Source organism: Planococcus sp. YIM B11945 (genome assembly GCF_050864155.1).
Lineage (GTDB): Bacteria > Bacillota > Bacilli > Bacillales_A > Planococcaceae > Planococcus.
Map to the genome: position 1 here is coordinate 291,707 of NZ_JBOZWR010000001.1, position 26,234 is coordinate 317,940.

Consider the following 26,234-nt stretch of genomic DNA (forward strand, 5'->3'; position numbering starts at 1 on the left):
AGAGATGACAAAAACTACCGTTCGTAAAAACGAATCGATTGAAGATGCTCTTCGCCGCTTCAAACGCACTGTTTCTAAATCCGGGACAATGCAAGAGGTAAGAAAGCGTGAATTTTATGATAAGCCAAGCGTAAAACGCAAACTGAAATCAGAAGCTGCGCGTAAACGTAAATTTTAATTGACTTTCTTTTAAAATCGACTATTAAAATAATATGAACGATCAGCTAAAATCGGTTGTACGAATTTTTTTCGTGCAGCCGATTTTTTTCTTTGCAGGCTTACGAATGAACCAAGGGCTGTCAGTTCGCATTGCCGAAGGCTATAAAAATATTTCTCTTTTCGATTGAATGGCAATTTGTAAGCGCATTCTTTTGCTTGGGAGGAAATCTTCTGTAATATAGTAGATGAATAGCAAAATGTTGAAACTATTTTGAGATTGATACGTAAACAAAGTGTGCAGTAAAACGAAAGGAGGAATTCCTTTGCGCAGCGCCAAGATTGTGAGTGCTTTTGCTCTTGTGCTGTTGTCATTTGTTTTTATTGTGCCGTTTATTCATGCGGCAGCACCTGTCGTTTATGTGATTCCGGTTAAAGCAGAAGTTGAAAGAGGGCTGCAGGCATTTTTGGAGCGGGGATTTGAGGAAGCGGAAGATGCAGAAGCTGAAGCGATTATTTTAGAGATTGATACTCCCGGAGGATTTGTAAATGCAGCAGACGGCATTGCTAGGCTCATGAACAAGACCGAGATTGAAACTTTGGCATTTATCAATCCGGATGCGTTGTCAGCCGGAGCTTTTCTGGCGCTCAACAGCGATGAAATATACATGCATCCGAACGGGCGCATGGGCGCAGCGCAAATAATTGACCAAGCCGGCAATGCTGCAGAAGCGAAAGCAAATAGCGCCTGGCTGACTTCGATGGAAAATGCAGCCAGATCGTCCAAAAGGAATCCTGTCTACGCATTGGCCATGGCAGACGCTTCCATCGCTTTGCCGGAGCTTCAGGCTGGAGATGGCAAATTGCTTACGTTGAATGCAACGGAAGCAGAGGAAGTGGGATATTCGGAAGGAACCGTTTCGTCGGTCGATGAATTGCTGGCTTTAAAAAATTACGACAATGCCCAGCTCGTTTCCGTCAGTGAAACTTTTTCTGAGAAACTTGCCCGGTTTTTGACAAGTCCGTTTGTCGTGCCCATCTTGCTGTCGATTGCTTTTCTTGGATTGATTTTGGAGCTGTTCACGCCTGGTGTCGGCATTCCGGGAATTATTGGGCTGTCGTCCTTGCTGTTGTTCTTTTATGGCCATCTTGTAGCAGGGCTGGCAGGATATGAAGCCGTTGTTTTGCTAGTTATCGGGTTTGGTCTTTTAGCAACCGAGTTTTTTGTGCCGGGTGGAATAATCGGCTTTTTAGGATTAGCGGCAATTTTTGGCAGTATTTTATTGGCCGGCGGTGATTTTCAAACAACGTCCATTGCCATACTTATTGCATTGATTGTAGCTTCAGCAGGGATGGTGATTTTGTTGAAATTTTTTGGCAAGCGTCTTCACTTATTCAATCGGATTATTTTGATGGACGCGACCGATACTGAAAGCGGTTATGTATCAAACGTCAACCGGACGGAATTAATTGGCCAAGTAGCTGAAACCATGACAGCGCTTCGGCCATCCGGAACCATCAAATTTAATGACGAACGGATTGATGCCGTGTCGGAAGGCCGTTTTGTCAATCCTGGAAAAAGCGTCAAAATCATTAAAGTAGAAGGATCACGCATTGTTGTACGAGAGATTGACCAAGAAGGGGAGGAATAAGAAATGGGACTTGAAACACTAGGATTGGGCGCTGCAATAATCGCCATCATTGTTGTACTGGCCATATTTTTCACATTCGTTCCAATTACACTCTGGATTTCCGCAATTGCGGCAGGCGTCAGAGTCAGTATTTTCACATTGGTTGGAATGCGGCTGCGCCGAGTTATTCCATCGCGGATTGTGAACCCATTGATCAAAGCTTCAAAGGCCGGATTGACAGTGACCATCAACCAGCTTGAAAGCCACTATCTTGCAGGCGGGAACGTTGACCGTGTCGTTAACGCGTTAATTGCTGCACACCGGGCAAACATTGAATTGCCGTTTGAACGTGCCGCTGCGATCGATTTGGCAGGCCGCGACGTACTGGAAGCGGTACAAATGTCCGTTAACCCGAAAGTCATTGAGACGCCGTTTATCGCGGGTGTCGCAATGAATGGGATTGAAGTGAAAGTAAAAGCCCGGATTACGGTGCGGGCCAACATCGACCGCCTTGTCGGTGGTGCCGGAGAAGCCACAATCGTTGCCCGAGTAGGCGAAGGGATTGTCTCGACGCTTGGTTCCAGTACAAGCCACAAACAAGTGCTTGAAAATCCGGATTTAATTTCCCAAACGGTATTATCAAAGGGACTCGATTCCGGTACGGCATTTGAAATCCTGTCAATCGATATTGCGGATGTAGACATCGGCAAAAACATCGGTGCAGAACTACAAACGGAACAAGCCGAAGCAGATAAAAAAATTGCCCAGGCAAAAGCGGAAGAACGCCGTGCAATGGCAGTTGCAAGCGAGCAGGAAATGAAAGCGAAAGTTGTGGAAATGCGATCGAAAGTCGTCGAAGCGGAAGCGGAAGTGCCGATGGCCATGTCCGAAGCGCTGCGAGCGGGTAATTTCGGCGTCATGGATTATATCAATTACAAAAACATCCAAGCTGATACAAGCATGCGCGATTCGATTGCCAGAACCGGGACAGAAGCTTCCGAAAGCAAATAAACGCTTGCCGGTCAAAGGAGGTTTGACGAATGGAAGGCTTTATTATCGCTTTGATCGTAATGGCTGTTGGCGCAATGTTTGGCCAAAAGAAAAAAGAAGAAGCTCCCGCTAAGAAACCTGCACGCCCACAAGAAACCCGCAGTCAACCGGGCGCCAGCAGGCAAAGAAACTATAAGCGTGTCGAAGACTATGCAAAAGAAATTTACGGCGAATTGCAAAACCAGATGAAAGACCAGCCGGAACGAACCGAACAAGTAAAACAAGTGGTGCAAAAAGCTGCGAAAGCTGCGTCTTCTCGTGAAACGCGGCAAGAAGTTCAAGAAAGAGAAGGCACAGGAAGATTGTCGGCGCATCAAAACCGCCCGCTCGTTCGGAACGAACAACCGGCTTCTGGCGACAAGCTGTTTCCTTTGGACAAAAACGATATCTCAAAAGGCATCATACTGGCAGAAATTCTTATGCCGCCAAAATCGAAAAGGTAAAAATTGCGGTCGGCCAGCGAAAGTTGGCCGGCTTTTTTGCACCGTGATTTGCCGGCAAAAAGCGCCGAATTGTTTTACAGAATCTTGTGTTTAGTGATAGAGTGAAGTTAGTAGAAAATACTCAATTTCAAGGAGAGACGGCATGACTGAAAACCAATTACTCGAACTTCATGTAAAAGATCCAAACGAAGCCTTGCTGTTGCTTGGAATTTCGGATAATCACATGACTTTAATCGAAGAAGCACTAGAAATCCAAATTATTACCCGTGGAGATGTCATTCGGCTTTCAGGCACAGAAGAAGGCAAACAAACGGGGAAAATTTTAATAGAACAATTACTGATGGTCATCCGCAAAGGCATCAACATTGACCAGCGCGACATCGTTTCTGCGATCGAAATGGCAAAAGCCGGAACTATCGAATATTTTGCGGAGCTTTATGCAGAAGAAGTAGCTAAAAATGCCAACGGCAAATCGATTCGTGCAAAAACGATCGGACAGCGCCATTATGTTCATGCCGTGCGCCGGCAAGACTTGGTTTTTGGAATAGGGCCTGCTGGTACCGGGAAAACGTATCTTGCAGTTGTGATGGCTGTCCAAGCCTTGAAAAATGGCCAAGTCAACCGCATCATTTTAACGCGCCCAGCTGTAGAAGCAGGGGAAAGCCTTGGTTTTCTTCCAGGAGATTTAAAAGAAAAAGTGGACCCGTATTTGCGCCCGCTTTACGATTCGCTGCACGATGTTCTGGGTGTAGAACAAACCAACCGCTTCCTTGAACGGGGCATCATTGAAATCGCTCCTCTTGCTTATATGAGAGGCCGGACGCTTGACCAAGCGTTTGTTATTTTGGATGAAGCGCAAAACACAACAAAAGCACAAATGAAAATGTTTTTGACCCGCCTGGGATTTGATTCGAAAATGATCATCACTGGAGACAAAACACAAATTGATTTGCCTCGCGGCGCGGAGTCGGGCCTAATTGCGGCAGAAACAACGCTTAAAGGCGTCAAGGGCATTCATTTCCAGTACCTTGAGCGCGGCGACGTCGTGCGCCATCCGCTGGTGGCTAAAATTATCGAAGCTTATGAAAACCAACCTTCTTAACAGGTTGGTTTTCTTGCTCTATAATCGTATGAAAGAACTGGTGATTTTCAAAATTCTTGAAATAGGCCGTGAAATCCCTCCCTACTATTGATATGATGGTTTTATAAAGAGTGGGGTGGTTTCATGAGGAAACGGGCAAAACAGCTATACTACCAAGCTGGCTATAAATCGATTGCAGCGGCTTTGATTATTTTAATTGGAATGATTGTTTATGCGTTTTTATATAGTTCAGTAAGAGGCGATACATATGATGTAGAGCTTTTCCAGCTATCCGAAGAAACGATCCGTTCCGAGAAAACCGTGGAAGATCCGATCAAGACGGAAGAAGAACGAGAACGGGCAGCAGGGGAAATCCCGCCGAGCTACCAATTTGATGATGCTGTAGCGGGCAACCAAGCGGCTGTCATTGATTCGCTTTTCGGCTATGTCCTGGAAACAAAACAAGAAGCGGAAGCAGAAACGGACGAAAAACCGGATGTGGAAGCGCTCATCCCGAAATTGAGGGAAAAGCTGCGGTTAATGGAAACCAGCGAAAACGGTTTTCGTCTGACGGATGACATGTTAAGAAGCTTGTTGGTCATGCCGAATAAAACCATTGCTGCCATTCAATCGACGGTTTCAGCAATGGCTGAAAAACACTTGAGTGAATCGATTAGGGATGAACGGGTACCGGAAGTCCGGAATTCGGTGGAACAAGAGTTGCGGCGAAACGAAGGAATTCCGGGATCTGTTTTGCAGGCAGTGATCGCCATTGCCCGTTTCAGCATTGTGCCGAACGAAACCGTCAACAAAGACTTGACGGCTGCACAAGTGGAGCAAGTTCGGGCAAGCGTTGAACCGACGCGGATTTTGCAGGGACAAGTGCTGGTCCAAGAAGGGCAAGTTATTGACCGAGAAGTATACCGCCAGCTGGAACTTGCTGGAATGACAGACGAACAAGCCAACCTCAAACCATCGATCGGCTTGTTCTTATTCGTGGTCATCGCAATGGGCTTGCTGCTCGCTGTACTTGTGCGTTCATCAGGAACTGAACAGGAAAAAATGACTGCTTTGCTGATCATCGGCATTGTCCTTACCATTTCTTTGGCCGTTATGAAATTGATCAGCGTGGTCAGCGGCAATTTTGATGTGAAGATTGCGTTTTTGTTTCCGACGGCTATGGCCGGAATTGTCATCCGCCTGTTGATTGGCGAACGCTATGCGCTGTTTGCCACATTTTTAATTGCGGTCAGTGCCGGCATCATGCTGCAAGGCGGCTATGCTGAACTGCTCGAAATGAACATCGTCCTTTACATTTTATTCGGCGGAATTGCCGGGGTTTATTTGATCGAACGGGATGACAAGCGGGCGCGGCTTATGCAGGCAAGTTTAGCAGTGGCAGCGGTCAATGTGCTGTATGTCGGCTTTTATTTGTTGGTTGGGCAAAGCCAGTACGATTGGGCTGAAATCGGCTTTTATTTTGCGGCCGCCCTAATCTCCGGTTTGTTATCCGGTGCACTGGCAATTGGGCTGATGCCGTTTTTTGAATCGGCATTTCGTATGCTGTCGACGATGCGCTTGATTGAGTTGTCGAACCCGAACCACCCGCTATTGAAAAAGATTTTAACGGAAACGCCCGGCACTTATCACCATAGCGTCATGGTCGCCAATCTTGCAGATGCTTCGTGTGAAGCCATCGGAGCAAATGGATTACTGGCCCGGGTTGGATGTTATTACCACGATATCGGCAAAACCAAGCAGCCTCAATTTTTCATTGAAAACCAAGTGAATATCCGCAATCCGCATGATTCCTTGCCTCCGGAAACGAGCCGGGACATTATTTTGGCTCATGGAAAACAAGGCGCAGACTTGTTGAAAAAACATAAAATGCCGAAAGAAATTATCGATATTGCCGCCCAGCACCACGGCACCAGCTTGCTAAAGTATTTCTTCCATAAAGCGAAAGAAGCGGATCCGAATGTAGATGAAGAAGCGTTCCGATACACCGGCCCGAAACCGCAAACAAAAGAAATTGCCATTATCGCCATTGCGGACAGCATCGAAGCCGCTGTCCGGTCGATGAAAGAGCCATCATCAGAAAAGATAAAAAAATTGGTGGATGCCATTGTTGAAGATAAACTGAAAGATGGGCAGTTTGATGAGTGTGATTTAACGATGAAAGAATTGAAAAAAGTGAAAAGCGTCATGTGTGAAACGTTGAATGGCTTTTTCCATTCGCGAATCGAATACCCAAAATGACAGGAGGGGCTTCTATTGTTGTCAATTGACTTTATGGATGAAACAGCGAGTGTAGACGAAACCAATCTTCAATTTGTAGAAAAAGTGCTCCAGCATGCGGCAGAGACAGAAGCCATTGCAGCAGCGGAACTATCAGTTACCTTTGTGACAAATGACATGATCCGGGACATCAACAACCAATACCGCGGAAAAAACGAGCCGACGGATGTGATTTCGTTTGCCATGGAAGAAATGGGTGATGGCGAAGTGGAAATTGTCGGGGAACTGGCGCCGCGCGTTCTAGGCGACATCATTATTTCGCTGGACCGCACAAAAGAGCAAGCAGCGGATTACGGCCATTCGTTCGAACGGGAACTCGGATTTTTGGCGGTACACGGCTTTTTGCATTTGCTTGGCTATGATCATATGAATAAAGAAGACGAGATAAAGATGTTTTCGAGACAAGAAGAAATCTTATCTTCCTTAGGCATCACCCGCAACTCAGATGAACGCGAATAGGTTTTTCCGTTCATTCAAGTTTGCTGCTGAAGGAATAAAAACGGCGTTGAAAACCGAACAAAACGTCCGCTTCCACGCGTTTGCTGCAGCAGTGGTGTTAACAGCGGCTTTCCTAACCGGATTGTCCGATACCGAATGGATCATCGTCATTGGATTGATTGGCGGGACAATCGCGCTGGAAATGGTCAATTCTGCTTTGGAGCGGGTGGTGGATTTGGCAACCGCCGAATTTCATCCGCTTGCAAAACAGGCAAAAGACATGGCAGCAGGTGCAGTTTTGGTTTTTGCTATTGCAAGTGCTATAATTGGGTTACTTATTTTTATACCTAAGTGGTTTTAATCTTATTGAGGTGATTTTAAATGGAAAAAGAACAGTTGATGAAACAAGCAGTAGAAGCACGAGCTAATGCATATGTGCCTTATTCAAATTTTCCGGTAGGGGCAGCACTTTTAACTGCAGACGGAAAAGTATACAGCGGCGTCAATATTGAAAACGCTGGCTACTCTATGACAAATTGCGCTGAACGCACCGCGATGTTTAAAGCGGTTTCAGAAGGAGATTTGAAGTTTGCTGCTATAGCGGTTGCAGCAGATACGAACGGGCCTGTATCGCCTTGCGGTGCATGCCGCCAAGTGCTTGCTGAATTTTGCCCTCCGGATATGCCGGTTTATTTAACAAATTTAAAAGGAGACGTTCAGGAAACGTCTGTACAAGAATTGCTTCCTGGCGCTTTTTCTACGGAGGATTTAGACTATGCAGCTAGAAAATAACGGCTTTAAATCAGGGTTCATCTCGATCATCGGCCGCCCAAATGTCGGTAAATCGACGTTTTTAAACCGCGTAGTCGGACAAAAAATCGCCATCATGAGCGATAAGCCGCAAACAACACGCAACAAAGTGCAAGGCGTTGTCACGACAAACGACAGCCAAATGATTTTTATCGATACCCCAGGCATTAACGAACCTCGCCATAAACTGGGCGATTTCATGTTGAAAGTGGCAAAGAATACATTCCGGGAAGTGGATGTGCTGCTATTTGTCGCCAGTGCGGACGAGCGCATCGGAAAACAGGACCGCTTTGTTCTAGATATGCTGAGAGGGCTTGAAGTTCCAGTATTTTTGGTGCTCAACAAAATCGACCAAGTGCATCCAAATGATTTGCCGAAGATGATCGAATCCTACCGAAAAGAATTTGATTTTGCAGAAGCCATTCCAATTTCTGCGCTTCAAGGAAACAATGTAGAAAATCTTTTGGCTAAAATTACCGAACGTCTGCCTGAAGGCCCGCAATACTACCCGGCAGACCAAGTGACAGATCATCCGGAACGTTTTATCATTTCCGAGTTGATCCGCGAAAAAGCGCTGCATTTAACGCGTGAAGAAATTCCGCATTCGATCGCAGTGGTCATTGAAAAAATCGCTCCGGATTCCGAAACCAAAGACATGATCCGGGTTGAGGCAACCATCATGGTTGAACGTGATTCGCAAAAAGGCATTGTCATCGGCAAAAAAGGCGCGCTGCTGAAAGAAATTGGCACACGCGCACGTCAAGATATTGAAAACTTGCTTGGTTCTAAAGTGTATTTGGAGCTATGGGTAAAAGTGCAGAAAGATTGGCGCAACAAAGCCATGCATTTGCGCGACTTCGGTTTCCGGGACGACGAATACTAAGGAGCGGCCGCCATGCAAAACCAATTAGAAGGCATTGTGATCCGTGCACGCCCGTATGGCGAAACCAATAAAATCGTGACCTTGTTTACGAGGGAAGCCGGCAAAATCACCTGCATGGCTAAAGGTGCGAAAAAACCGGCCAGCCGGCTCGCTGCCATCACGCAGCCGTTTACGCACGGCTCTTTTTCCATCTACAAAGGAAGAGGCATGGGGACGATCCAGCACGGCGATCCATTAGAGTCGCTGCGCCATATCCGGGAAGACATCATGGCGACGGCGCATGCCAGCTACATCACCGAATTGATTGACCGTCTGACCGAGCAGGATGAACCGCAGCCAGTCGTTTACGAGATTCTGTTTCAAGCCCTTCACGCCATCGACGAAGGCTATGACCCGGAAGCGATCACCTTGTTTGTGGAGTGGAAGATGCTGCCGTATGCCGGTCTGACGCCGACGCTGCATCAATGTGCCAATTGCGGAGCGACTGAAGGCGAGTTCGCGTTTTCATTTCAAGAGCTTGGTTTTTTATGCCACCGCTGTTTTGAAATCGACCGCTACATTATCCGGCTTAGCCCCGCGCTCGTAAAATTGATCCGCACATTCTTTTTTGTGCCGATCGAACGAGTCGGCTCATTGACGCTGAAAAAAGAATCCAAATCGCTGTTAAAACAAATCGTCCGTACGATCTACGAAGAGCAGGCGGGGATTCGCTTGAAATCCCGCAGCTTTTTGGAACAAATCGAACGGACGCCGGAATTTTTTCCGAAAAAAGAAGAGGATGACCCGAAAGACCGCTGAACTTGCGGTTTTTGGGCCATCCTTTTTCCGTTTATTGGATTTACTGTCCGGAATGGTGAAAATACTGTCCGGAAACGGCAAAATATTATCCGAGCTGGCTAAAATACTATCTATATATGTTGAACTAAAGAAACGAGCTTTTACACACCGCTTCGGTCGCTTTGGGCAAGGCAAAGAATAGTGCTCCTGCGCAAGCTCGTCGCAAAAATATTGGCCAAACTGCCTTTGGCCAATATCCTCGCAGCTGGTTTGCGGAATATCGACAAGTGAGAATCATTAGTTCAACTTATATAGACATTAAAAAACGCGCTGCACCCAATATAAGAGGGCAGCGCGTTTTGATTTTAAAATTGAATGTGTTTTTCGATATACGCTTGCACATCGGCAATTGGCATGCGTGTTTGTTCCATCGAATCGCGGTGGCGTACGGTTACTTGGCCATCTTCGACTGAATCAAAATCGTACGTGATGCAGAACGGTGTTCCGATTTCGTCTTGGCGGCGGTAGCGTTTACCGATCGACTGAGACTCATCATAATCGACCATGAAGTGTTTCGCCAATGATGCAAATACGTCAGTTGCACCTTCAGCCAATTTTTTCGATAGCGGCAATACCGCTGCTTTATAAGGTGCAAGCGCCGGGTGCAATTTCAAGACAGTGCGCTTGTCGTCGTTATCCAATGGCTCTTCCGTATACGAATCAATAAGGAAAGCAAGTGTGACACGGTCCGCGCCAAGCGATGGCTCGATGCAATAAGGCACGTAGCGTTCGTTTGTTGCAGCATCGATATAGTTGAAGTCTTCGCCTGAATGCTCCATATGGCGCTTCAAGTCAAAGTCGGTGCGGTCAGCAATGCCCCATAGTTCGCCCCAGCCGAATGGGAATTTGTATTCAATATCCGTTGTGGCATTGGAGTAATGCGACAATTCGTCTTCATCGTGGTCGCGAAGACGCATATTTTCTTCAGTCATATTCAATTCAAGCAGCCAGTTTTTGCAGAATTCACGCCAGTAAGCGAACCATTCCAGGTCTTCACCCGGCTTGCAGAAAAATTCCAATTCCATTTGTTCGAATTCACGCGTACGGAACGTGAAATTCCCTGGAGTGATTTCGTTGCGGAAGCTTTTGCCGATTTGGGCGATGCCGAACGGCATTTTCTTGCGCATCGAACGCTGAACGTTTTTATAGTTGACGAAAATTCCTTGAGCCGTTTCCGGGCGCAGGAAAATTTCGTTTGTCGATGATTCCGTAACTCCCTGGAAAGTTTTGAACATTAAATTGAATTGGCGGATATCGGTGTAATCTTTCGCACCGCATACCGGGCATTTGATGTCGTGTTCGTCGATCAGTTCAGCCATGCGTTCAAATGACAAGCCGTCTACGATCATTTCGATGCCTTTTGCATCCAATGCATCTTCGATCAATTTATCAGCGCGGTGGCGCGTTTTGCAGCTTTTGCAATCGATCATTGGATCGTTGAAATTGCCGACATGCCCTGAAGCTACCCATGTTTTCGGGTTCATCAAAATAGCAGCGTCTAAGCCGACATTATGAGCGGATTCTTGGACGAATTTTTTCCACCATGCTTTTTTGACATTGTTTTTTAATTCAATGCCGAGTGGGCCGTAATCCCATGTGTTGGCTAGTCCTCCGTAGATTTCTGAACCTGGGAACACAAACCCTCTGTGTTTCGCTAAATTTACTACATCTTCCATTAACATAAAAAAACCTCCATAAAATAAAAAATCGTACACGCCCTCGGACAAATGTCCGAGGACGAGTACGTTAAGACCCGCGGTTCCACCTCGATTGGCTGCAATTGCAGCCCTCTTAAAAAAATAGACTCCAGATTGCCTGTTCCTGTCTTTGCGGGCTTTCACCAGTCCCCGCTCGCTTGATGCGACAGTACTTTTGTATCCTTCATTGTCTCGTATGCAATTCATGACTAATTGTATCATGGCAAACTTTTCTTCGCAATATAGCGTTCATTAGTATATAATAATGAACATTGAGTATAACATATTTTGAGGCGGTGAGTCCGATCGAACTCAATAAAAGGCAAGAAGAAATCTTGCAGATCGTCAAAGGCAATGGCCCGATTACGGGAGAGCAAATTGCAGACCGTCTGCATTTAACACGAGCTACCTTGCGGCCCGATTTAGCCATCTTGACCATGGCCGGCTTTTTAGATGCCCGCCCGCGTGTTGGCTATTTTTATTCGGGCAAAAAACCAGGGCAAGATATTGCAGAAACGATGAACAACATGAAAGTTGGCGACTTTCAATCGATTCCGGTCGTAGTACGGGAAGACATGAGCGTTTATGACGCCATTAGCCAAATGTTCTTGGATGATGTCGGAACGCTTTTTGTTGTAGACAAGCAATCCATCTTGACCGGAGTTCTTTCTAGAAAAGATCTTCTTCGGACAAGCCTTGGCAATCAAGACTTAGCAAACATGCCTGTACATATTATCATGACCCGAATGCCGAACATTACGTATTGTTTCAAAAACGAGTCGCTTATCCAAGCAGCGCATCGACTGATCAACCAGCAAATCGATGCGCTGCCGGTCGTCGTTGAACAGCCGGAAGGCTTTAAAGTCATTGGCCGTTTAACGAAGACGAATATTACCCGTGCGTTTTTATCGTTATCGGAAAGCCACGAATTGTGAGGTGCTAGCAAATGAATTCACTCCGCTTGTTTGTCGTCTCTGATTCAGTAGGAGAGACGGGCGAACTGGTTGCCAAAGCAGCCATTAGCCAATATTTAAATGCGGACCAAAATGTCGTGTTAAAACGATTTCCGTATATCGATTCCATCGCGCACTTGCAGGAAATTATAAAATTAGCGGCTGAGCAACAAGCATTTATTGTCTATACGCTTGTCTCAAAGGAATTAAGGGAATACATTGTATCGGAAACAAGCAAACGCGACGTATCTGCTGTTGATTTAATGGGGCCGTTGCTTGATGCGCTTGAAAAAGAGCTGAAAGCAGCACCTCTTGAAGAAGCGGGGCTGGTGCGCAAATTAGACGACGATTATTTCAAAAAAGTCGAAGCGATCGAATTTGCCGTGAAATACGATGACGGGCGCGATCCGCGCGGCATTTTAATGGCAGATATCGTCCTCGTCGGCATTTCTCGGACGTCGAAAACGCCGTTATCCCAATACTTGGCCCACAAACGCCTGAAAGTAGCGAATGTGCCGCTTGTTCCCGAAGTGGATCCGCCGGAAGAATTGTACCAAGTCGATCCTGCAAAATGTTTCGGGCTGGTCATTTCACCGGATAAATTAAATTCCATCCGCAAGGAACGTTTGATTGCGTTAGGCTTAAACGACGACGCCAATTACGCGCGCATTAGCCGCATCCACGAAGAAATTACGCATTTCGAAAAAGTCGTCGGCAAAATCGGCTGCGAAGTGATTGACGTGACCAATCGGGCAGTCGAAGAAACAGCCAACCTTATACTGAGCAAACAAAAAGGATGAAGCATGAAAAGCCCCCTGAAAAGGCGGTTTTTCTGCTTTTTTTGAGCTCTGCTTCAACGAACAGAAACCGGCTAAGTACTTGGGATTCGTAATAGATTCTATTTTCAGCGCCTAAATCTCTACGGTTATAATTAAAGGCAGGGGCTAAAGATATATTTCTACGAAAAGAGCGTAGTTTCTTAGTAGATTTTTAAAGAAAAACGTTTTATAATATAGTTTTGTGGCTAAAGCTATATAGCAAGATTTTTCAGAAGGTCTATCTTTTTATCGGAAAAATAAAGGGATTTGCCGCTATATCACGAATTAACTTAAAGTGAACATACAAAGATGGTGATAAAGTGTCTAATCGAGTGCCTGAAGAAGTGGTTGAGAAAATTCGTTCCAGTACGGATATCGTGGATGTTGTTGGAGAGTATGTCCAATTGACCAAAAGAGGCCGAAATTGGTTTGGCCTTTGTCCGTTTCATGGCGAAAGCACTCCGTCGTTTTCTGTTACCGCCGACAAGCAGATTTTTCATTGTTTCGGCTGCGGGGCAGGCGGAAATGTAATCACCTTTCTGATGGATATAGAAAACCTTTCATTTCAGGAAGCTTTGTCAAAACTAGGCGGCCGTGCAGGCGTCGACGTGGAAGTGAGTGCACCGGCTGAATCAGCAGCTGCTCCATCAAAAAGCGATCAACAGCTGATTGCCATGCATGAATTTGCTGCGGATATGTACCATCATATTTTATTGAATACCGAAGAAGGCCAAGCCGCGCTGGATTATTTGGAGAATCGGGGATTTTCGCGGGAAATGATTGAAAAAAATCGGATCGGCTGGTCGCTTCCGGAATGGAACTACATTGCTAGTGCGCTGCAGCGAAAAGGCTATAGCGAAGAAGAACTGGAAACCAGCGGCCTTGCTATTCCGCGAGAGCAGTCCAATGGCTATTTTGACCGGTTTCGGGGAAGAATCATGTTTCCCATCACGAACGAAAATGGAAAAGTGATTGCTTTTTCCGGTCGAATTATGGAAAACACCAAGCAAGAAGCCAAATACATGAACAGCCCAGAATCGCCAATTTTCCAGAAAAGCCAAGTGCTTTATAATGTCCATCAGGCGAGAAACGCCATACGGAAAAATCGGAAAATTGTTTTGTTTGAAGGATTTATGGATGTGATTGCCGCTGGCAAAGCTGGAGTCGACAACGCATTGGCAACAATGGGGACTGCTTTGACTAGCCAGCATATCCGGCTTATGAAGCGTTTTGCCCAGGAAGTGGTCGTTTGTTTTGACGGTGATGACGCCGGGTGGGAAGCAGCTAAAAAAGCCGCAATTGCATTGAATGAAGAAAATTTCAAAGTGGAAATTGCTGTACTGCCGGGTAAAATGGATCCGGATGATTATGTCCGCGAACATGGCGCTGAAGCATTTAAAGAGCAGATCATCGGCAAGCCTCATGCGTTTATCGCATTCGGCATGATGCATGCGCGCAGGCATAAAAATTTTCAGTATGAAAATGACCTGTTGCAATATATTCAAGAAGTGCTGCAATTGCTCGCTGGCCGTTCAACGCCCATCGAGCGTGACTTGTATATCAAACAGCTATCGAATGAAACCGGCCTTTCAGAAGAAGCAATTCTTCAGCATTACCGGAAACTAGAAAACCGCTCCATTGAACGGACGCGCCCAGAAGCGCCTGCAAAGCCGCAAAAAAAAGCGGTAAAGCAAGTGACGGCGTTGCACCGGGCAGAACGGCTGCTTTTTTCACATCTTCTGGCCGATGCATCTGTGATGGAGAAAGTGGCGGTCGAACGCACGGGCATACCGTTTGTCAGCGAGGAATTCCAAGCACTTTACGTGCAATTGCTCGGTTTCTATGAAGAATGGGACAAAGCGGATTTCCATAAGTTTTTAGAGACGCTGCAAGATGCAGAACTTCGCAAACTGGTCATGGAAACCGCGTTGTCCGAACGCGATCCGGAACATCCGGATGAAGAAATCGCCGATTGTTTAAAGCATCTTGAAAAACATCGAATCGAACAACAAATTAAATTAAAAATCCAGCAATCAAAAGAAGCGGAAAAACAACATGATTTAAAACGGGCTTTGCTTCTGGCACAAGAAGTGATCACGTTAAAGAAATCGTTGTGAATGCATTCCGTTTTACAAGGAGGAAGTCGTATGGCTGAAAAGTCTGAACGCTCAAATGAAGTCGAAGCAAGCAATGTCCCATTAACAACTACCGAAGTTCCAGAAGTGAGCCTGGAAGATGCAAAAAAACAATTGATTGAATCGGGCAAAAAAACAGGGGAACTGAACTATGAGCAGATTGCCGATAAATTAGCGGTTTTTGAAATGGAATCCGACCAAGTGGAAGAATTTATCGACCAGTTGGAAGGCCATGGCATTGAGCTGGAACGCAAAAACGATGACGAAGAACATTTGGACCGTTTGATGAAACCGACAGAAGAAAAATTTGATTTGAATGATTTGAGCGTCCCGCCGGGCGTGAAAATCAACGACCCGGTCCGCATGTACTTGAAAGAAATCGGCCGTGTGGATTTGCTGAAAGCGGAAGAAGAAGTCCGTTTGGCCAAATTGATCGAACAAGGCGACGAAGAAGCGAAAAAACGTTTGGCTGAAGCAAACTTGCGCCTTGTTGTCAGCATTGCGAAGCGTTATGTTGGGCGTGGCATGCTGTTCTTGGATTTGATCCAAGAAGGGAATATGGGCTTGATCAAAGCCGTAGAAAAATTCGACTACTCCAAAGGATTTAAATTCAGTACGTATGCCACTTGGTGGATTCGCCAAGCCATTACACGCGCCATTGCCGACCAAGCGCGGACGATCCGCATTCCGGTGCATATGGTGGAAACCATCAACAAATTGATCCGCGTGCAGCGCCAATTGCTGCAAGATCTTGGCCGCGAACCTTCTCCGGAAGAAATCGGCGAGGAAATGGACCTTTTGCCAGAAAAAGTCCGGGAAATCTTGAAAATCGCTCAAGAGCCGGTATCGCTTGAAACGCCGATCGGGGAAGAAGACGATTCGCATTTGGGCGACTTTATCGAAGATTCAGATGCTCAGTCGCCGTCTGACCACGCAGCATATGAATTGTTGAAAGAACAGCTTGAAGACGTTTTGGATACGTTGACTGACCGTGAAGAAAACGTATTGCGTCTGCGTTTTGGTTTAGATGATGGCCGTACGCGGACGCTGGAAGAAGTAGGCAAAGTTTTCGGCGTTACGCGCGAGCGCATCCGCCAAATCGAAGCAAAAGCGCTTCGCAAGCTTCGCCACCCGTCTCGCAGCAAACGTTTGAAAGACTTTCTTGAATAAAATACGATTGCCTGAATGCCGCTCTTTTAAAAGAGCGGCATTTTTTACTTTTATTATATTTTAAGGTGGGAAAACGACTTTTTTTGGTTAAATGTTGAGTTTGTCTGAATTTTAGCGATATAATGAATGTTGTAAGCGTATTCATAACAAAGGGGATGTCAGAAATGAACTTCGATTTAACACAAGAACAGCAGATGATTAAAAAAACCATTAAAGAATTTGCCGATAAGGTAGTAGCTCCTGGCGCAATTGACCGCGACCGGACAAAAGCATTTCCGAAAGAAATTTTCAAACAGCTTTCCGATATGGGGATGATGGGATTGCCGTTTGATGAAAAGTACGGCGGCGCTGGAGCAGATACCACAAGCTTTGCGATCGTCACAGAAGAATTAAGCCGTGCCTGTGCTTCGACGGGCATCACGTACTCGGCACACATTTCACTTGGCGGCGCTCCGCTGAATTTATTCGGCACTGAAGAGCAGAAAGAAAAATACTTGACGCCGATTTGTTCAGGCGAATCATTTGGAGCATTCGGATTGACGGAGCCCAATGCCGGATCGGATGCTGGCGGCACCGAGACGCGTGCTATTGAAGACGGCGACGATTGGGTCATCAACGGATCAAAAGTCTACATTACGAACGCGAGCTATGCCAAGCATTTGGCAATCACGGCCATTACGGGCATGGTGGACGGCAAAAAAGAAATCAGCGCCATTATTGTCCCAACCGACGCAGAAGGCTTCACGATTATCGATAACTACGAAAAAATGGGCCTTCATTCATCCAATACGACGGAATTGGTATTTGAAAATGTCCGCGTGCCCAAAGCAAATCTGCTTGGCAAGCGCGGAGAAGGCTTTAAGCAGTTTATGACAACATTGGACGGCGGACGCATTGGAATCGCTGCTATGGCAGTTGGAATTGCTCAGGCGGCATTTAACCGTGCTTTGAGCTATTCCAAAGAACGGAAGCAATTCGGCAAAACATTATCCCAATTCCAAATTACGCAATTCAAGTTGGCTGACATGGCGATGAAAATCGAATTGGCACGGAACATGGTGTACAAAGCGGCGTGGCTGAAAGACCAAGGCCGTCCTTTTACAAAAGAAGCATCGATGGCGAAATTATATGCATCGGAAATTTCCATGGAAGTGGCGGATGAAGCGATTCAAATCCATGGCGGTTATGGCTATATGAGAGAATACGAAGTCGAACGCTATATGCGCGATGCGAAACTTTTAGAAATCGGCGAAGGAACTTCAGAAGTTCAGCGCATGGTCATTGCAAGACAAATCGGTTGTTAAATTACTGATTTTGTCACAATCAGGCAAAAGTTATCCGTTAATACTTTTCGTTTTGCCAATAATACAGTACAATAATGATTGATACGAATACTATCAATAGCAGAACATAGAGAAGGAGGGTAACTGATGCAAAAAAATGCAATTGTACCTTATATCTTAATCATGGCATTTGGGATTGGCCTTATTTTCTTCCTATCATTAGAAGGAGTCAATAACCAAGAAGAAATTGCCAGCCAAGACGAAGAACAGGCAACAGGCGAAGAAGGCGGAGCAGCTGGCGACGCTCAAGGCGAAGACGGCGGAAGCACTGAATCTACTGAATTCGATCCTGAAGCTCAAGCTCAACAAAGCTGTGTTTCTTGCCACGGTTCAAGTTACGAAGGCCAAGTTGGTCCTTCATTAGTAGCTACAGAACTTGACCAAGCAGCAATTGAAGACATTATTGCGAACGGTAAAGGCGCAATGCCAGGCGGACTTGTTGAAGGCGAAAACATTCCAGCAATGGCAGAGTGGGTATTATCACTCGAATAGCACAAAAAAACCCTTAGTTCTTCCAGAGCTAAGGGTTTTTCTTTCGATTAGGAGGGTTTCAATGAATGCACAACAATTATCAACACGTCTTTTGCGCGTAGCCCACTATGTGCCGCAAGGAGCGGTCGTAGCGGACATCGGCAGCGACCATGCGTATTTGCCGTGTTTCCTGGTGCTGAACGGTAAGGCAAAACGCGCCGTTGCCGGAGAAGTCGTGAAAGGGCCGTACGAATCCGCAAAAAAACAAGTCCGGCTTGAACAATTAAGCGAGAAAATCGACGTCCGGCTGGCGAGCGGTTTGGATGCTATTTTTCATGAAGACGGCATTACTGCCGTTACGATTGCCGGGATGGGCGGCCCGTTGATCGCTTCCATACTCGATCAAGGAAAAGACAAGCTTACGGGCGTCGGCCGTTTGATTTTGCAGCCGAATGTCCATGCTAAAGCCATACGGGAATGGGCCCAAACAAACGGCTGGGCTTTGGTCCAGGAAGAAATCTTGAAAGAAAACGACAAAATCTACGAAATTCTCGTATTGGAACCACACCAGCAGCCAGCAGCGTTCAGCGAAGCGGAACTGCTGATGGGGCCGATGCTCATAAAAGAATTTTCGCCGGTTTTCCAAGAAAAATGGCGCCGGGAAAGTTCCCAATGGCAAAAAATCATCCAGTCGATGGAAGCCACGACAGAAACCGAAGAAATTGCCAAGCGAAAACACGAATTGCAGAAGAAAATTGAACTTGCAGAAGAGGTGTTGAATGGTGAAAATACCTAATGGCCAACAAATCATCGATGAGTTTGAAAAGTGGGCGCCTAAATATTTAGCGATGGAAAACGATCCCATCGGTTTGCACGTCGGCACGCTGAATAAAAAAATCGAGCGTGTGCTGGTGACGCTCGATGTCAACGAACGAGTCGCTGATGAAGCGATTGAAAAAGGTGCGGGGCTTATCATCGCGCACCATCCACCGATTTTCCGGCCATTAAAATCGCTGCAGACAGATTTCCCACAAGGCCGCTTGATGGAAAAATTAATCAAAAACGATATTGCGGTATATGCAGCTCATACCAACCTCGATGTTGCAAAAGGCGGCGTCAACGATTTATTGGCCGAAGCGCTCGGTTTGAAAGACACGAAAGTGCTCGTGCCGACATATGAAGCGGAACTGGTGAAAATCGCAGTATTTGTTCCGGAAAGCCATGCAGATGCCGTGCGGGATGCGCTTGGAAAAGCAGGGGCAGGGGCAATCGGTGATTACGAATATTGCAGTTATTCATTGGCAGGCACTGGGCGTTTCCTTCCAACAGAAGGCGCTGATCCGTATATCGGCGAACCGGGCAAGATGGAGACCGTGGAAGAGTCGAAAATTGAAGTCGTCATTCCAAAAACCAAAAAAGACCAAGCCATCCGTGCGATGATCGCTGCGCATCCTTACGAAGAAGTGGCGTACGATGTGTTTACGTTGGAAAACAAAGAAGTGGCAATGGGGCTTGGCCGAGTCGGTACACTGCCAGCAGAACTGCCGCTTGCCGATTTTGCAGAACTCGTGAAAAAAAGGCTGGACGTTCCGGCAGCACGCGTTGTTGGGGATTTGAAAAAAACGGTGAAAAAAGTGGCCGTGCTCGGCGGAGATGGCAATAAATACATTCAAGCGGCAAAGCGCTCCGGTGCCGATGTCTACGTGACAGGCGATTTGTATTTCCATGTAGCCCAAGATGCCGAAGCGATGGACCTTGCCGTTGTAGACCCAGGACATCACGTCGAAAAAGTCATGATCCAAGGCGTCGTCGACAAACTGGCCAATGCACAAAACTGGCAATGCGAATTTCTGGCGTCTGAAGTGGATACCGAACCGTTTCAATTTCGATGATTTACATTTTTTGGAATAAGATTAATGAACAAAGAAAACCCGCGAGTTCTTTTACAGAACGCGCGGGTTTTCAGCTTGTTGAAAAAATCTTTTCAACTGGTAGAGAGTATTCTTTTGTAGTGGCTATTCCGCAAACCAGCTGCGCTTGCCGCGGGCTCGCGCCGAACTAACTCGGGCTCGCGCCGAACTAACTCGGACTCGCGTCCGAGTGGATTTCGGCACTTCGCTTTCCCGCAGGCGTCTCCGCTGGTTTGCTCCATAGCATAAATGGATCACTTCTCAATAAAAATTCCGCTATAAGTAAGACAACTCAAGTGTACGGGCTCTTAGTTGCTTTCTATTTCTGGAAATTCTTCGAGTAACCTCTCTCTTCGAATGCAGCGGAAGGCGGCGACTCCTGCGGGACAGCACGAGCTGAAGATCCCGCAGGAGCGCAAGCGACGAGGAAGCTGAAGCCGTGCCCGCGGAAAGCGTCCGCCTGAAGCGGAATGAGAAGGGTATCTAACTTTCTCGACAGTTTGAAAACCCGCGAGTTCTTTTGCAGAACGCGCGGGTTTTCATCGTTTATTCGCCGACTGGATACGGTTCGATCCGGTCAGATGGTTTCGGGTGTTTGATTTTCGGCAAAATCTTGTTGAGCGGTACGCTGCGCGTTAAATCGTGTGTAGAAGGATCGGCTGGATCGTATTTATCCAGGAAAGTCATCACTTCTTTGACAATCGGTGTCGGCGTCGATGCGCCTGCAGTGATCGCTACGTTGTCGATGCCTTCAAGCCACTCAAGTTTCAATTCCGACAAATCGGAAATACGGTAGGCAGGCGTGCCGGCAATGTCTTGGGACACTTGTGCCAAACGGTTCGAGTTGTTGCTCATCGGGTCGCCAATGACGATCAACAAGTCAGCATCCACTGCTTGTTCAGCCACAGCTTCTTGCCGCACTTGCGTTGCCAAACAAATTTCTTTGTGGACTTCCGAATGCGGGAATTTTTCTTTCAAGCGTTTCATCATTTCGACTACGTCCCATTGGCTCATAGTCGTTTGGTTGGTCACGATGATTTTTTCGGAATCCAGTTCCAACTGATTGACGTCTTCCACGGTTTCAACTAAATGCACCATGCCGGGTGCAACGCCAATAGCGCCTTCAGGTTCCGGGTGGCCGCTTTTGCCGATATAGACGATCTGGTAGCCTTCCGCCGTTTTTTCACGGATCAAATCATGTGTCACTGTTACGTCCGGGCAAGTTGCGTCAATGGACACCAGGCCTTTTCGTTTTGCCAGTTCCCGCACTTGCGGCGAAACGCCGTGAGCAGTGAAAATCACCGTGCCTGATTCGACTTTTTCCAGGATTTCCAAACGGTTCTTGCCGTCTAATGTGATGATGCCGTCTTCTTCGAATGCATCTGTTACGTGCTTATTGTGCACTATCATACCTAATATATAAATCGGGCGGGGCAAGGTTTCATCCATCGCAGCGTTCTTTGCAATGACCATCGCATCTACCACTCCGTAGCAATAACCTCTTGGCGATATTTTCTTGACTTTCATGTACCGCACTCCTTTCGACAATCATACATCCATTATAACGGAGACGGCCATCTATTACAAAAGATGAAATGCAAAGTGGTGTTAATTCGTGCTATAATGGTCAAAGCTTAAGGAGGGAGATTCATCCCATGACAAAATTCAACGATTATCCATTCAAACCGTTTCTGCAGGAAGCGGTAGCAAAACTCGGTTTCCAGGAACCGACCCCGATTCAAAAAGAAATGATGCCCCATATATTAAAAGGCAGCTCAGCAATCGGACAATCCCATACAGGAACAGGGAAAACACATAGTTTTATCATTCCGATCGTCGAACGCATCGACGTGGAAAAACAGGAAGTCCAAGCAGTGATTGCGGCTCCTACACGTGAACTAGGAACTCAGATTTACAACGAAATCTTAAAATTGGTCGAAGGATCCGATATTGAAGTCAAGTCTTTTATTGGTGGAACAGACAAACAGCGTTCAATCAATAAATTAAAGACGCAACCGCATATCGTTATCGGAACGCCTGGGCGTTTGAAAGATTTGGTCAACGAGAACGCATTGTTGGTCCACACGGCGAAAATTTTAGTAGTCGATGAAGCCGATTTGGCATTCGATTTGGGCTTTATAGAAGAAATTGACCAAGTGGCTGGCAAGATGCAGGACAACTTGGAAATGTACGTGTTCTCAGCAACCATTCCTGAAAAATTAAAGCCATTCTTGAAAAAATACATGGAATCGCCAGTCCACATTAACATCGGCGACAAACGCCCAACTGCTGAAGGATTGGATTTCTACTTGGTGCCAGTGCGCAGCAAGAAAAAAGTCGAGCGCTTGATCGAAGTGATGGACATCATCAACCCGTATTTGGCGATCATTTTTGTCAACACACGGACCAATGCTGATTATGTAGCAACGGAATTGTCGAAAAAAGGCATTCGCGTCGGACGGGTGCACGGAGATTTGGCACCGCGTGAACGCGTCAAAATGATGAAGCAAATCCGCGATTTGGAATACCAGTATATTGTCGCGACAGATTTAGCAGCGCGCGGTATCGACATCCAAGGCGTCAGCCATGTCATCAACTACGAATTGCCAGAAGACCTGGAATTCTTCATCCACCGTGTTGGCCGTACAGCACGCGCCGGCATGAAAGGTTTGGCCATTACACTGTTCAAACCGGAAGAAGAAGATGCGATTGTCCGCGTTGAGAAAATGGGCATTCCGTTCCAGCAAAAAGACATTGTTAAAGGCGAATTTATTGATTTGAAAGAGCGCCATGGCCGCAAAAACCGTGTAAGAACAGCAAACGAAGCTGATACAAAAGCGAAATCGATGGTCCATAAACCGAAAAGCGTTAAACCGATGTATAAAAAGAAAATGAAATGGAAAATGGACGAAATCAAAAAAGTAGAACGCCGCAAAAATCGCAAAAAGTAAGGAGATTTTCCCATGTTATTAGGATCTCATGTTTCCATGAGCGGCAAGAAAATGCTGCTGGCAGCCAGCGAAGAAGCGGCTTCATACGGAGCTTCTACGTTCATGATCTATACCGGAGCTCCGCAAAACACGCGCCGCAAGCCAATTGAAGAATTGAATATCGAAGCAGGACGAGCGCATATGGCGGCGAACAATTTGTCGAATATTGTCGTCCATGCGCCTTACATCATCAACCTTGCCAATACGGTAAAACCGGAAACGTTTGAACTGGCCGTCGAGTTTCTTCAAAAAGAAATTGAACGGACTGCGGCACTCGGGGCCAAGCAAATTGTCTTGCATCCCGGTGCGCATGTCGGAGCCGGAACAGAGGCAGGCATTGCAAAAATCATAGAAGGCTTGAATGAAGTGCTGTCGCAGGATTTCCCGGTCCACATCGCTCTTGAGACGATGGCTGGAAAAGGGACAGAATGCGGCCGCAATTTTGAAGAAATCGCTGCGATCATCAACGGCGTGACGCACAACGAACGGCTGTCTGTTTGTTTTGATACGTGCCATACTCACGACTCCGGTTATAATATTAAAGAAGATTTTAACGGAGTGCTTGCAGATTTCGACCGCACTGTCGGCATCGATCGCCTGCAAGTGCTGCATATCAATGACAGCAAAAACATCCGCGGGGCTGGAAAAGACCGCCACGAAAACATCGGATTTGGCGAAATCGGTTTTGAAGCGCTAAACGGCATCGTCCATCATCCGGACTTGATGCATGTGCCCAAAATTTTGGAAACGCCGTATGTTGGCTTGGATGCCAAAAACAAAAAACCGCCATACGCGTTTGAAATCGAAATGTTCAAATCTGGTGTGTTCATGCCCGGCGTAATCGAAGACATGAAAGCTCCTCTTTAAGTAGAGGGGCTTTTTTTTTTGAGTTCTTTCTATTTACAATGTCCTCGAACTGTCTTATACTTTTCTAATGTAAATCGTAATGATTATTAATTAGAAAAGAGGCGGCCAAATGGATGCGCCATTAATTGCCATTGAAAACATCAGTTATGAATATGAACAAACAAAAGCATTGGAAAACATTTCGTTAAAAGTCGAAGCAGGGGATTTTCTCGCGATTCTTGGCCCGAACGGTTCGGGCAAGTCGACGCTGTTGAAAATCATGCTGGGTTTAATCAAGCCGACAAAAGGGGCAATCCAGTTGTTCGGTGTGGATTCGAAAAACTTCAAGCACCGGGAATGGATCGGCTATGTTTCGCAAAAATCCAATTCGTTCAATTCCGGATTTCCGGCAACGGTGGAAGAAGTCGTAGCCGGCGGACTGGCGAAAAAAACCGGCTTGTTCCGCCGGATGCCAAAGTCGGCAAAAGCGGAAGTCGATGAAGCATTACAAGCTGTCGGGATGGAAGCTTTTAAAGACAACCGCATCAGTGAATTGTCCGGCGGCCAGCAGCAGCGTGTATTTATTGCAAGGGCGCTTGTGGCGAAGCCGAAAATGCTGATACTCGATGAGCCGACAGTCGGTATTGACCATAAAAACGTCCAGTCGTTTTATAATATGCTGGCATCGCTCAACCGCGACAAGCACATCACGCTCGTTTTGGTGACGCATGACGTCGATACGGTGACAGACCGCATTACGCATGTCGCTTGCCTCAACCAGACCATTCATTTCCACGGATTTAAAGACCAGCTTCATACAATGAGCGATGAACAGCGCGAAGCCTGGTATGGCCACTCGGTACGGAAAATACACCATATCGGAGGAAGCCATTGATGATCCAAGCTATTTTTACTTATGAATTCTTGCAAAATGCCTTTGCGGCAGGATTGATTATCGGCATTATCGCACCGCTCCTTGGCGTCTTTATCGTCGTTAGGCGGTTGTCGCTCATTGCGGATGCACTCAGCCATGTGACGCTTGCCGGAATTGCCGGGAGCCTTTATTTGAGCCAAAGCGTCGCGTTGTTTTCTACCTTAAATCCATTGTTTTTAGGAATTGCGGCTTCCGTCGGCGGTTCGGTATTGATTGAGCGGCTGCGGAGCCTGTACAAGCATTACGAGGAATTAGCGATACCGATTATTTTGTCAGCAGGCATCGGTTTTGGCGCGATTTTCATTTCACTCGCTGAAGGGTTTTCTTCTGATTTGTTCGGCTACCTGTTTGGCACGGTATCCGCAGTCAGCAGGGAAGATCTGGGCATCGTCATTGCCATCGCAGTGGTCGTCTTATTGTTTGTCCGCTTGTTTTTCAAAGAATTGTTTGTCTTGTCCTTTGACGATGAATACGCGAAAGCTTCGGGATTGCCCGCAAAAGCGATTCACTTTTTATTTATGATTGTGACAGCGCTTGTCATTGCCGGATCGATGCGCATTGTCGGCATTTTGTTGGTGTCCTCATTGATGACCATTCCGGTAGCTGCAGCAATGCGCGTCGGAACGAGCTTCAAGCAAACCATTATTTTGTCCATCGTCTTTGGCGAAGTGTCGGTCATCACTGGACTGATTACCGCCTTTTACTTTAACTTGGCTCCCGGAGGCACCATAGTGGTGACGTCGATTTTATTGCTGCTGCTTGTCATTGCCTATAAGAAAATCTCGGTTTCAATGAAAAAGGGGGCTGCCGCATGAACTTGCCAAAAGCATGGGACATTTTAAAAGAAAACGGCTATAAGGAAACGTCAAAACGCCAGCAGATTTTGGAATTGTTTTCAGATGACGACCGCTATTTGACAGCGCGTGATTTGCTGGATGTTATGCAAAAAGACTATCCAAGCATGAGCTACGATACGGTGTACCGCAACTTGGCCACTTTTGTCTCACTCGGCATTTTGGAAGAAACGGAATTGTCGGGCGAACGGCATTTCCGCATGCAATGCGAAAGCGACCATCACCATCACCATTTTATTTGTTTGGATTGCGGCAAAATCAAAGAAATTCCGGTTTGCCCGATGGATATGCTCGGTGCGGCTTTGCCGGCATACGAAATCGCCAACCATAAATTCGAAATCTACGGCAAATGCCCGGATTGCAGGTAAAAAGCGAAAGCGGATTTTTCCGTTTCCGCTTTTTTTGCTTTTAAGGGGAAGCGCAAGTAAATGGTAAGAAGCGTTAAAAATTCTTATAATGAAACTGAACAAAAAAGGCGCCTGCAAA

26 protein-coding genes are annotated in these 26,234 nt (G+C 46.5%); 24 read left to right on the plus strand and 2 right to left on the minus strand.

Annotated elements, in window-relative coordinates; genetic code table 11:
* Nucleotides 1–4 precede the first annotated feature (4 nt).
* From rpsU to recO, 11 genes are all read left to right on the plus strand, one after another.
* Nucleotides 5–178: a 30S ribosomal protein S21 gene (gene rpsU, locus ACRRQV_RS01515; protein ID WP_106532713.1), complete on the plus strand. Its 174-nt coding sequence runs from the start codon at nucleotides 5–7 to the stop codon at nucleotides 176–178.
* 304 nt (nucleotides 179–482) lie between these two features.
* On the plus strand, nucleotides 483–1,808 hold the full coding sequence (locus tag ACRRQV_RS01520; RefSeq protein WP_432526940.1) for an NfeD family protein: 1,326 nt from the start codon (nucleotides 483–485) through the stop codon (nucleotides 1,806–1,808).
* Nucleotides 1,809–1,811: 3 nt separating this feature from the next.
* Nucleotides 1,812–2,798, plus strand: a complete 987-nt coding sequence (gene floA / locus ACRRQV_RS01525; protein WP_432526942.1) for a flotillin-like protein FloA — start codon at nucleotides 1,812–1,814, stop codon at nucleotides 2,796–2,798.
* Between the two features lie 29 nt (nucleotides 2,799–2,827).
* The gene (locus ACRRQV_RS01530; RefSeq protein ID WP_432526944.1) at nucleotides 2,828–3,280 is read left to right on the plus strand and encodes a hypothetical protein; all 453 of its coding nucleotides are present in this window, start codon (nucleotides 2,828–2,830) and stop codon (nucleotides 3,278–3,280) included.
* 142 nt (nucleotides 3,281–3,422) lie between these two features.
* A complete protein-coding gene (locus ACRRQV_RS01535) occupies nucleotides 3,423–4,382 on the plus strand; it encodes a PhoH family protein (protein WP_432526946.1) in 960 nt (319 codons plus the stop codon).
* A 123-nt stretch (nucleotides 4,383–4,505) separates the two neighbouring features.
* Nucleotides 4,506–6,620 carry an HD family phosphohydrolase gene (locus ACRRQV_RS01540; protein ID WP_432526948.1) on the plus strand — a complete coding sequence of 705 codons (2,115 nt, stop codon included), beginning with the start codon at nucleotides 4,506–4,508 and terminating at the stop codon, nucleotides 6,618–6,620.
* 15 nt (nucleotides 6,621–6,635) lie between these two features.
* Nucleotides 6,636–7,118 (plus strand): rRNA maturation RNase YbeY, encoded by a 483-nt coding sequence (gene ybeY, locus ACRRQV_RS01545; protein ID WP_432526950.1) that lies wholly within the window; start codon nucleotides 6,636–6,638, stop codon nucleotides 7,116–7,118.
* On the plus strand, nucleotides 7,105–7,458 hold the full coding sequence (locus ACRRQV_RS01550; protein ID WP_432526952.1) for a diacylglycerol kinase family protein: 354 nt from the start codon (nucleotides 7,105–7,107) through the stop codon (nucleotides 7,456–7,458). Before ybeY ends, ACRRQV_RS01550 begins: the two co-directional genes overlap by 14 nt.
* Before the next feature lie 20 nt (nucleotides 7,459–7,478).
* Nucleotides 7,479–7,889, plus strand: a complete 411-nt coding sequence (locus tag ACRRQV_RS01555; RefSeq protein WP_432526954.1) for a cytidine deaminase — start codon at nucleotides 7,479–7,481, stop codon at nucleotides 7,887–7,889.
* Nucleotides 7,873–8,790, plus strand: a complete 918-nt coding sequence (gene era, locus ACRRQV_RS01560; RefSeq protein ID WP_432526956.1) for a GTPase Era — start codon at nucleotides 7,873–7,875, stop codon at nucleotides 8,788–8,790. The genes ACRRQV_RS01555 and era overlap by 17 nt, the downstream gene beginning before the upstream one ends.
* A gap of 12 nt (nucleotides 8,791–8,802) precedes the next feature.
* Nucleotides 8,803–9,588, plus strand: coding sequence for a DNA repair protein RecO (recO, locus tag ACRRQV_RS01565; RefSeq protein WP_432526958.1), 786 nt, complete (start codon nucleotides 8,803–8,805; stop codon nucleotides 9,586–9,588).
* Between the two features lie 344 nt (nucleotides 9,589–9,932).
* Here recO and ACRRQV_RS01570 read toward each other — a convergent pair whose 3' ends face one another.
* Nucleotides 9,933–11,303: a glycine--tRNA ligase gene (locus ACRRQV_RS01570; protein ID WP_432527709.1), complete on the minus strand. Its 1,371-nt coding sequence runs from the start codon at nucleotides 11,301–11,303 to the stop codon at nucleotides 9,933–9,935.
* Nucleotides 11,304–11,620: 317 nt separating this feature from the next.
* Here ACRRQV_RS01570 and ACRRQV_RS01575 point away from each other — a divergent pair, with 317 nt between their 5' ends.
* From ACRRQV_RS01575 to ACRRQV_RS01610, 8 genes are all read left to right on the plus strand, one after another.
* Nucleotides 11,621–12,259, plus strand: a complete 639-nt coding sequence (locus ACRRQV_RS01575; protein ID WP_432526960.1) for a helix-turn-helix transcriptional regulator — start codon at nucleotides 11,621–11,623, stop codon at nucleotides 12,257–12,259.
* Between the two features lie 11 nt (nucleotides 12,260–12,270).
* Nucleotides 12,271–13,077 (plus strand): pyruvate, water dikinase regulatory protein, encoded by an 807-nt coding sequence (locus tag ACRRQV_RS01580; protein ID WP_432526962.1) that lies wholly within the window; start codon nucleotides 12,271–12,273, stop codon nucleotides 13,075–13,077.
* Between the two features lie 338 nt (nucleotides 13,078–13,415).
* Complete coding sequence (gene dnaG / locus ACRRQV_RS01585; RefSeq protein WP_432526964.1) at nucleotides 13,416–15,212, plus strand: DNA primase; 1,797 nt, start codon at nucleotides 13,416–13,418, stop codon at nucleotides 15,210–15,212.
* Between the two features lie 30 nt (nucleotides 15,213–15,242).
* Entirely contained in the window at nucleotides 15,243–16,400 is a 1,158-nt protein-coding gene (gene rpoD / locus ACRRQV_RS01590; RefSeq protein WP_432526966.1) for an RNA polymerase sigma factor RpoD, read from the plus strand.
* A gap of 164 nt (nucleotides 16,401–16,564) precedes the next feature.
* Nucleotides 16,565–17,704 carry an acyl-CoA dehydrogenase gene (locus tag ACRRQV_RS01595; protein WP_432526968.1) on the plus strand — a complete coding sequence of 380 codons (1,140 nt, stop codon included), beginning with the start codon at nucleotides 16,565–16,567 and terminating at the stop codon, nucleotides 17,702–17,704.
* A gap of 126 nt (nucleotides 17,705–17,830) precedes the next feature.
* Nucleotides 17,831–18,235, plus strand: a complete 405-nt coding sequence (cccA, locus tag ACRRQV_RS01600) for a cytochrome c550 (RefSeq protein ID WP_432526970.1) — start codon at nucleotides 17,831–17,833, stop codon at nucleotides 18,233–18,235.
* Nucleotides 18,236–18,296: 61 nt separating this feature from the next.
* A complete protein-coding gene (locus tag ACRRQV_RS01605; RefSeq protein ID WP_432526972.1) occupies nucleotides 18,297–19,010 on the plus strand; it encodes a tRNA (adenine(22)-N(1))-methyltransferase in 714 nt (237 codons plus the stop codon).
* Nucleotides 18,994–20,106, plus strand: coding sequence for a Nif3-like dinuclear metal center hexameric protein (locus ACRRQV_RS01610; protein ID WP_432526974.1), 1,113 nt, complete (start codon nucleotides 18,994–18,996; stop codon nucleotides 20,104–20,106). The genes ACRRQV_RS01605 and ACRRQV_RS01610 overlap by 17 nt, the downstream gene beginning before the upstream one ends.
* Nucleotides 20,107–20,670: 564 nt before the next feature.
* On the opposite strand, the gene ACRRQV_RS01615 is transcribed toward ACRRQV_RS01610, so the two are convergent.
* Complete coding sequence (locus tag ACRRQV_RS01615; RefSeq protein ID WP_432526976.1) at nucleotides 20,671–21,651, minus strand: 4-hydroxy-3-methylbut-2-enyl diphosphate reductase; 981 nt, start codon at nucleotides 21,649–21,651, stop codon at nucleotides 20,671–20,673.
* Between the two features lie 128 nt (nucleotides 21,652–21,779).
* Between ACRRQV_RS01615 and ACRRQV_RS01620 the strand changes: the two genes are divergently transcribed.
* The 5 genes from ACRRQV_RS01620 (at nucleotide 21,780) to ACRRQV_RS01640 (ending at nucleotide 26,116) form a co-directional block, all read left to right on the plus strand.
* The gene (locus ACRRQV_RS01620; RefSeq protein ID WP_432526978.1) at nucleotides 21,780–23,075 is read left to right on the plus strand and encodes a DEAD/DEAH box helicase; all 1,296 of its coding nucleotides are present in this window, start codon (nucleotides 21,780–21,782) and stop codon (nucleotides 23,073–23,075) included.
* 12 nt (nucleotides 23,076–23,087) lie between these two features.
* The gene (locus tag ACRRQV_RS01625; RefSeq protein WP_432526980.1) at nucleotides 23,088–23,981 is read left to right on the plus strand and encodes a deoxyribonuclease IV; all 894 of its coding nucleotides are present in this window, start codon (nucleotides 23,088–23,090) and stop codon (nucleotides 23,979–23,981) included.
* Between the two features lie 109 nt (nucleotides 23,982–24,090).
* On the plus strand, nucleotides 24,091–24,855 hold the full coding sequence (locus ACRRQV_RS01630) for a metal ABC transporter ATP-binding protein (RefSeq protein ID WP_432526982.1): 765 nt from the start codon (nucleotides 24,091–24,093) through the stop codon (nucleotides 24,853–24,855).
* Nucleotides 24,855–25,709: a metal ABC transporter permease gene (locus ACRRQV_RS01635; protein WP_432526984.1), complete on the plus strand. Its 855-nt coding sequence runs from the start codon at nucleotides 24,855–24,857 to the stop codon at nucleotides 25,707–25,709. The genes ACRRQV_RS01630 and ACRRQV_RS01635 overlap by 1 nt, the downstream gene beginning before the upstream one ends.
* On the plus strand, nucleotides 25,706–26,116 hold the full coding sequence (locus ACRRQV_RS01640) for a Fur family transcriptional regulator (RefSeq protein WP_432526986.1): 411 nt from the start codon (nucleotides 25,706–25,708) through the stop codon (nucleotides 26,114–26,116). The genes ACRRQV_RS01635 and ACRRQV_RS01640 overlap by 4 nt, the downstream gene beginning before the upstream one ends.
* Nucleotides 26,117–26,234 lie beyond the last annotated feature (118 nt).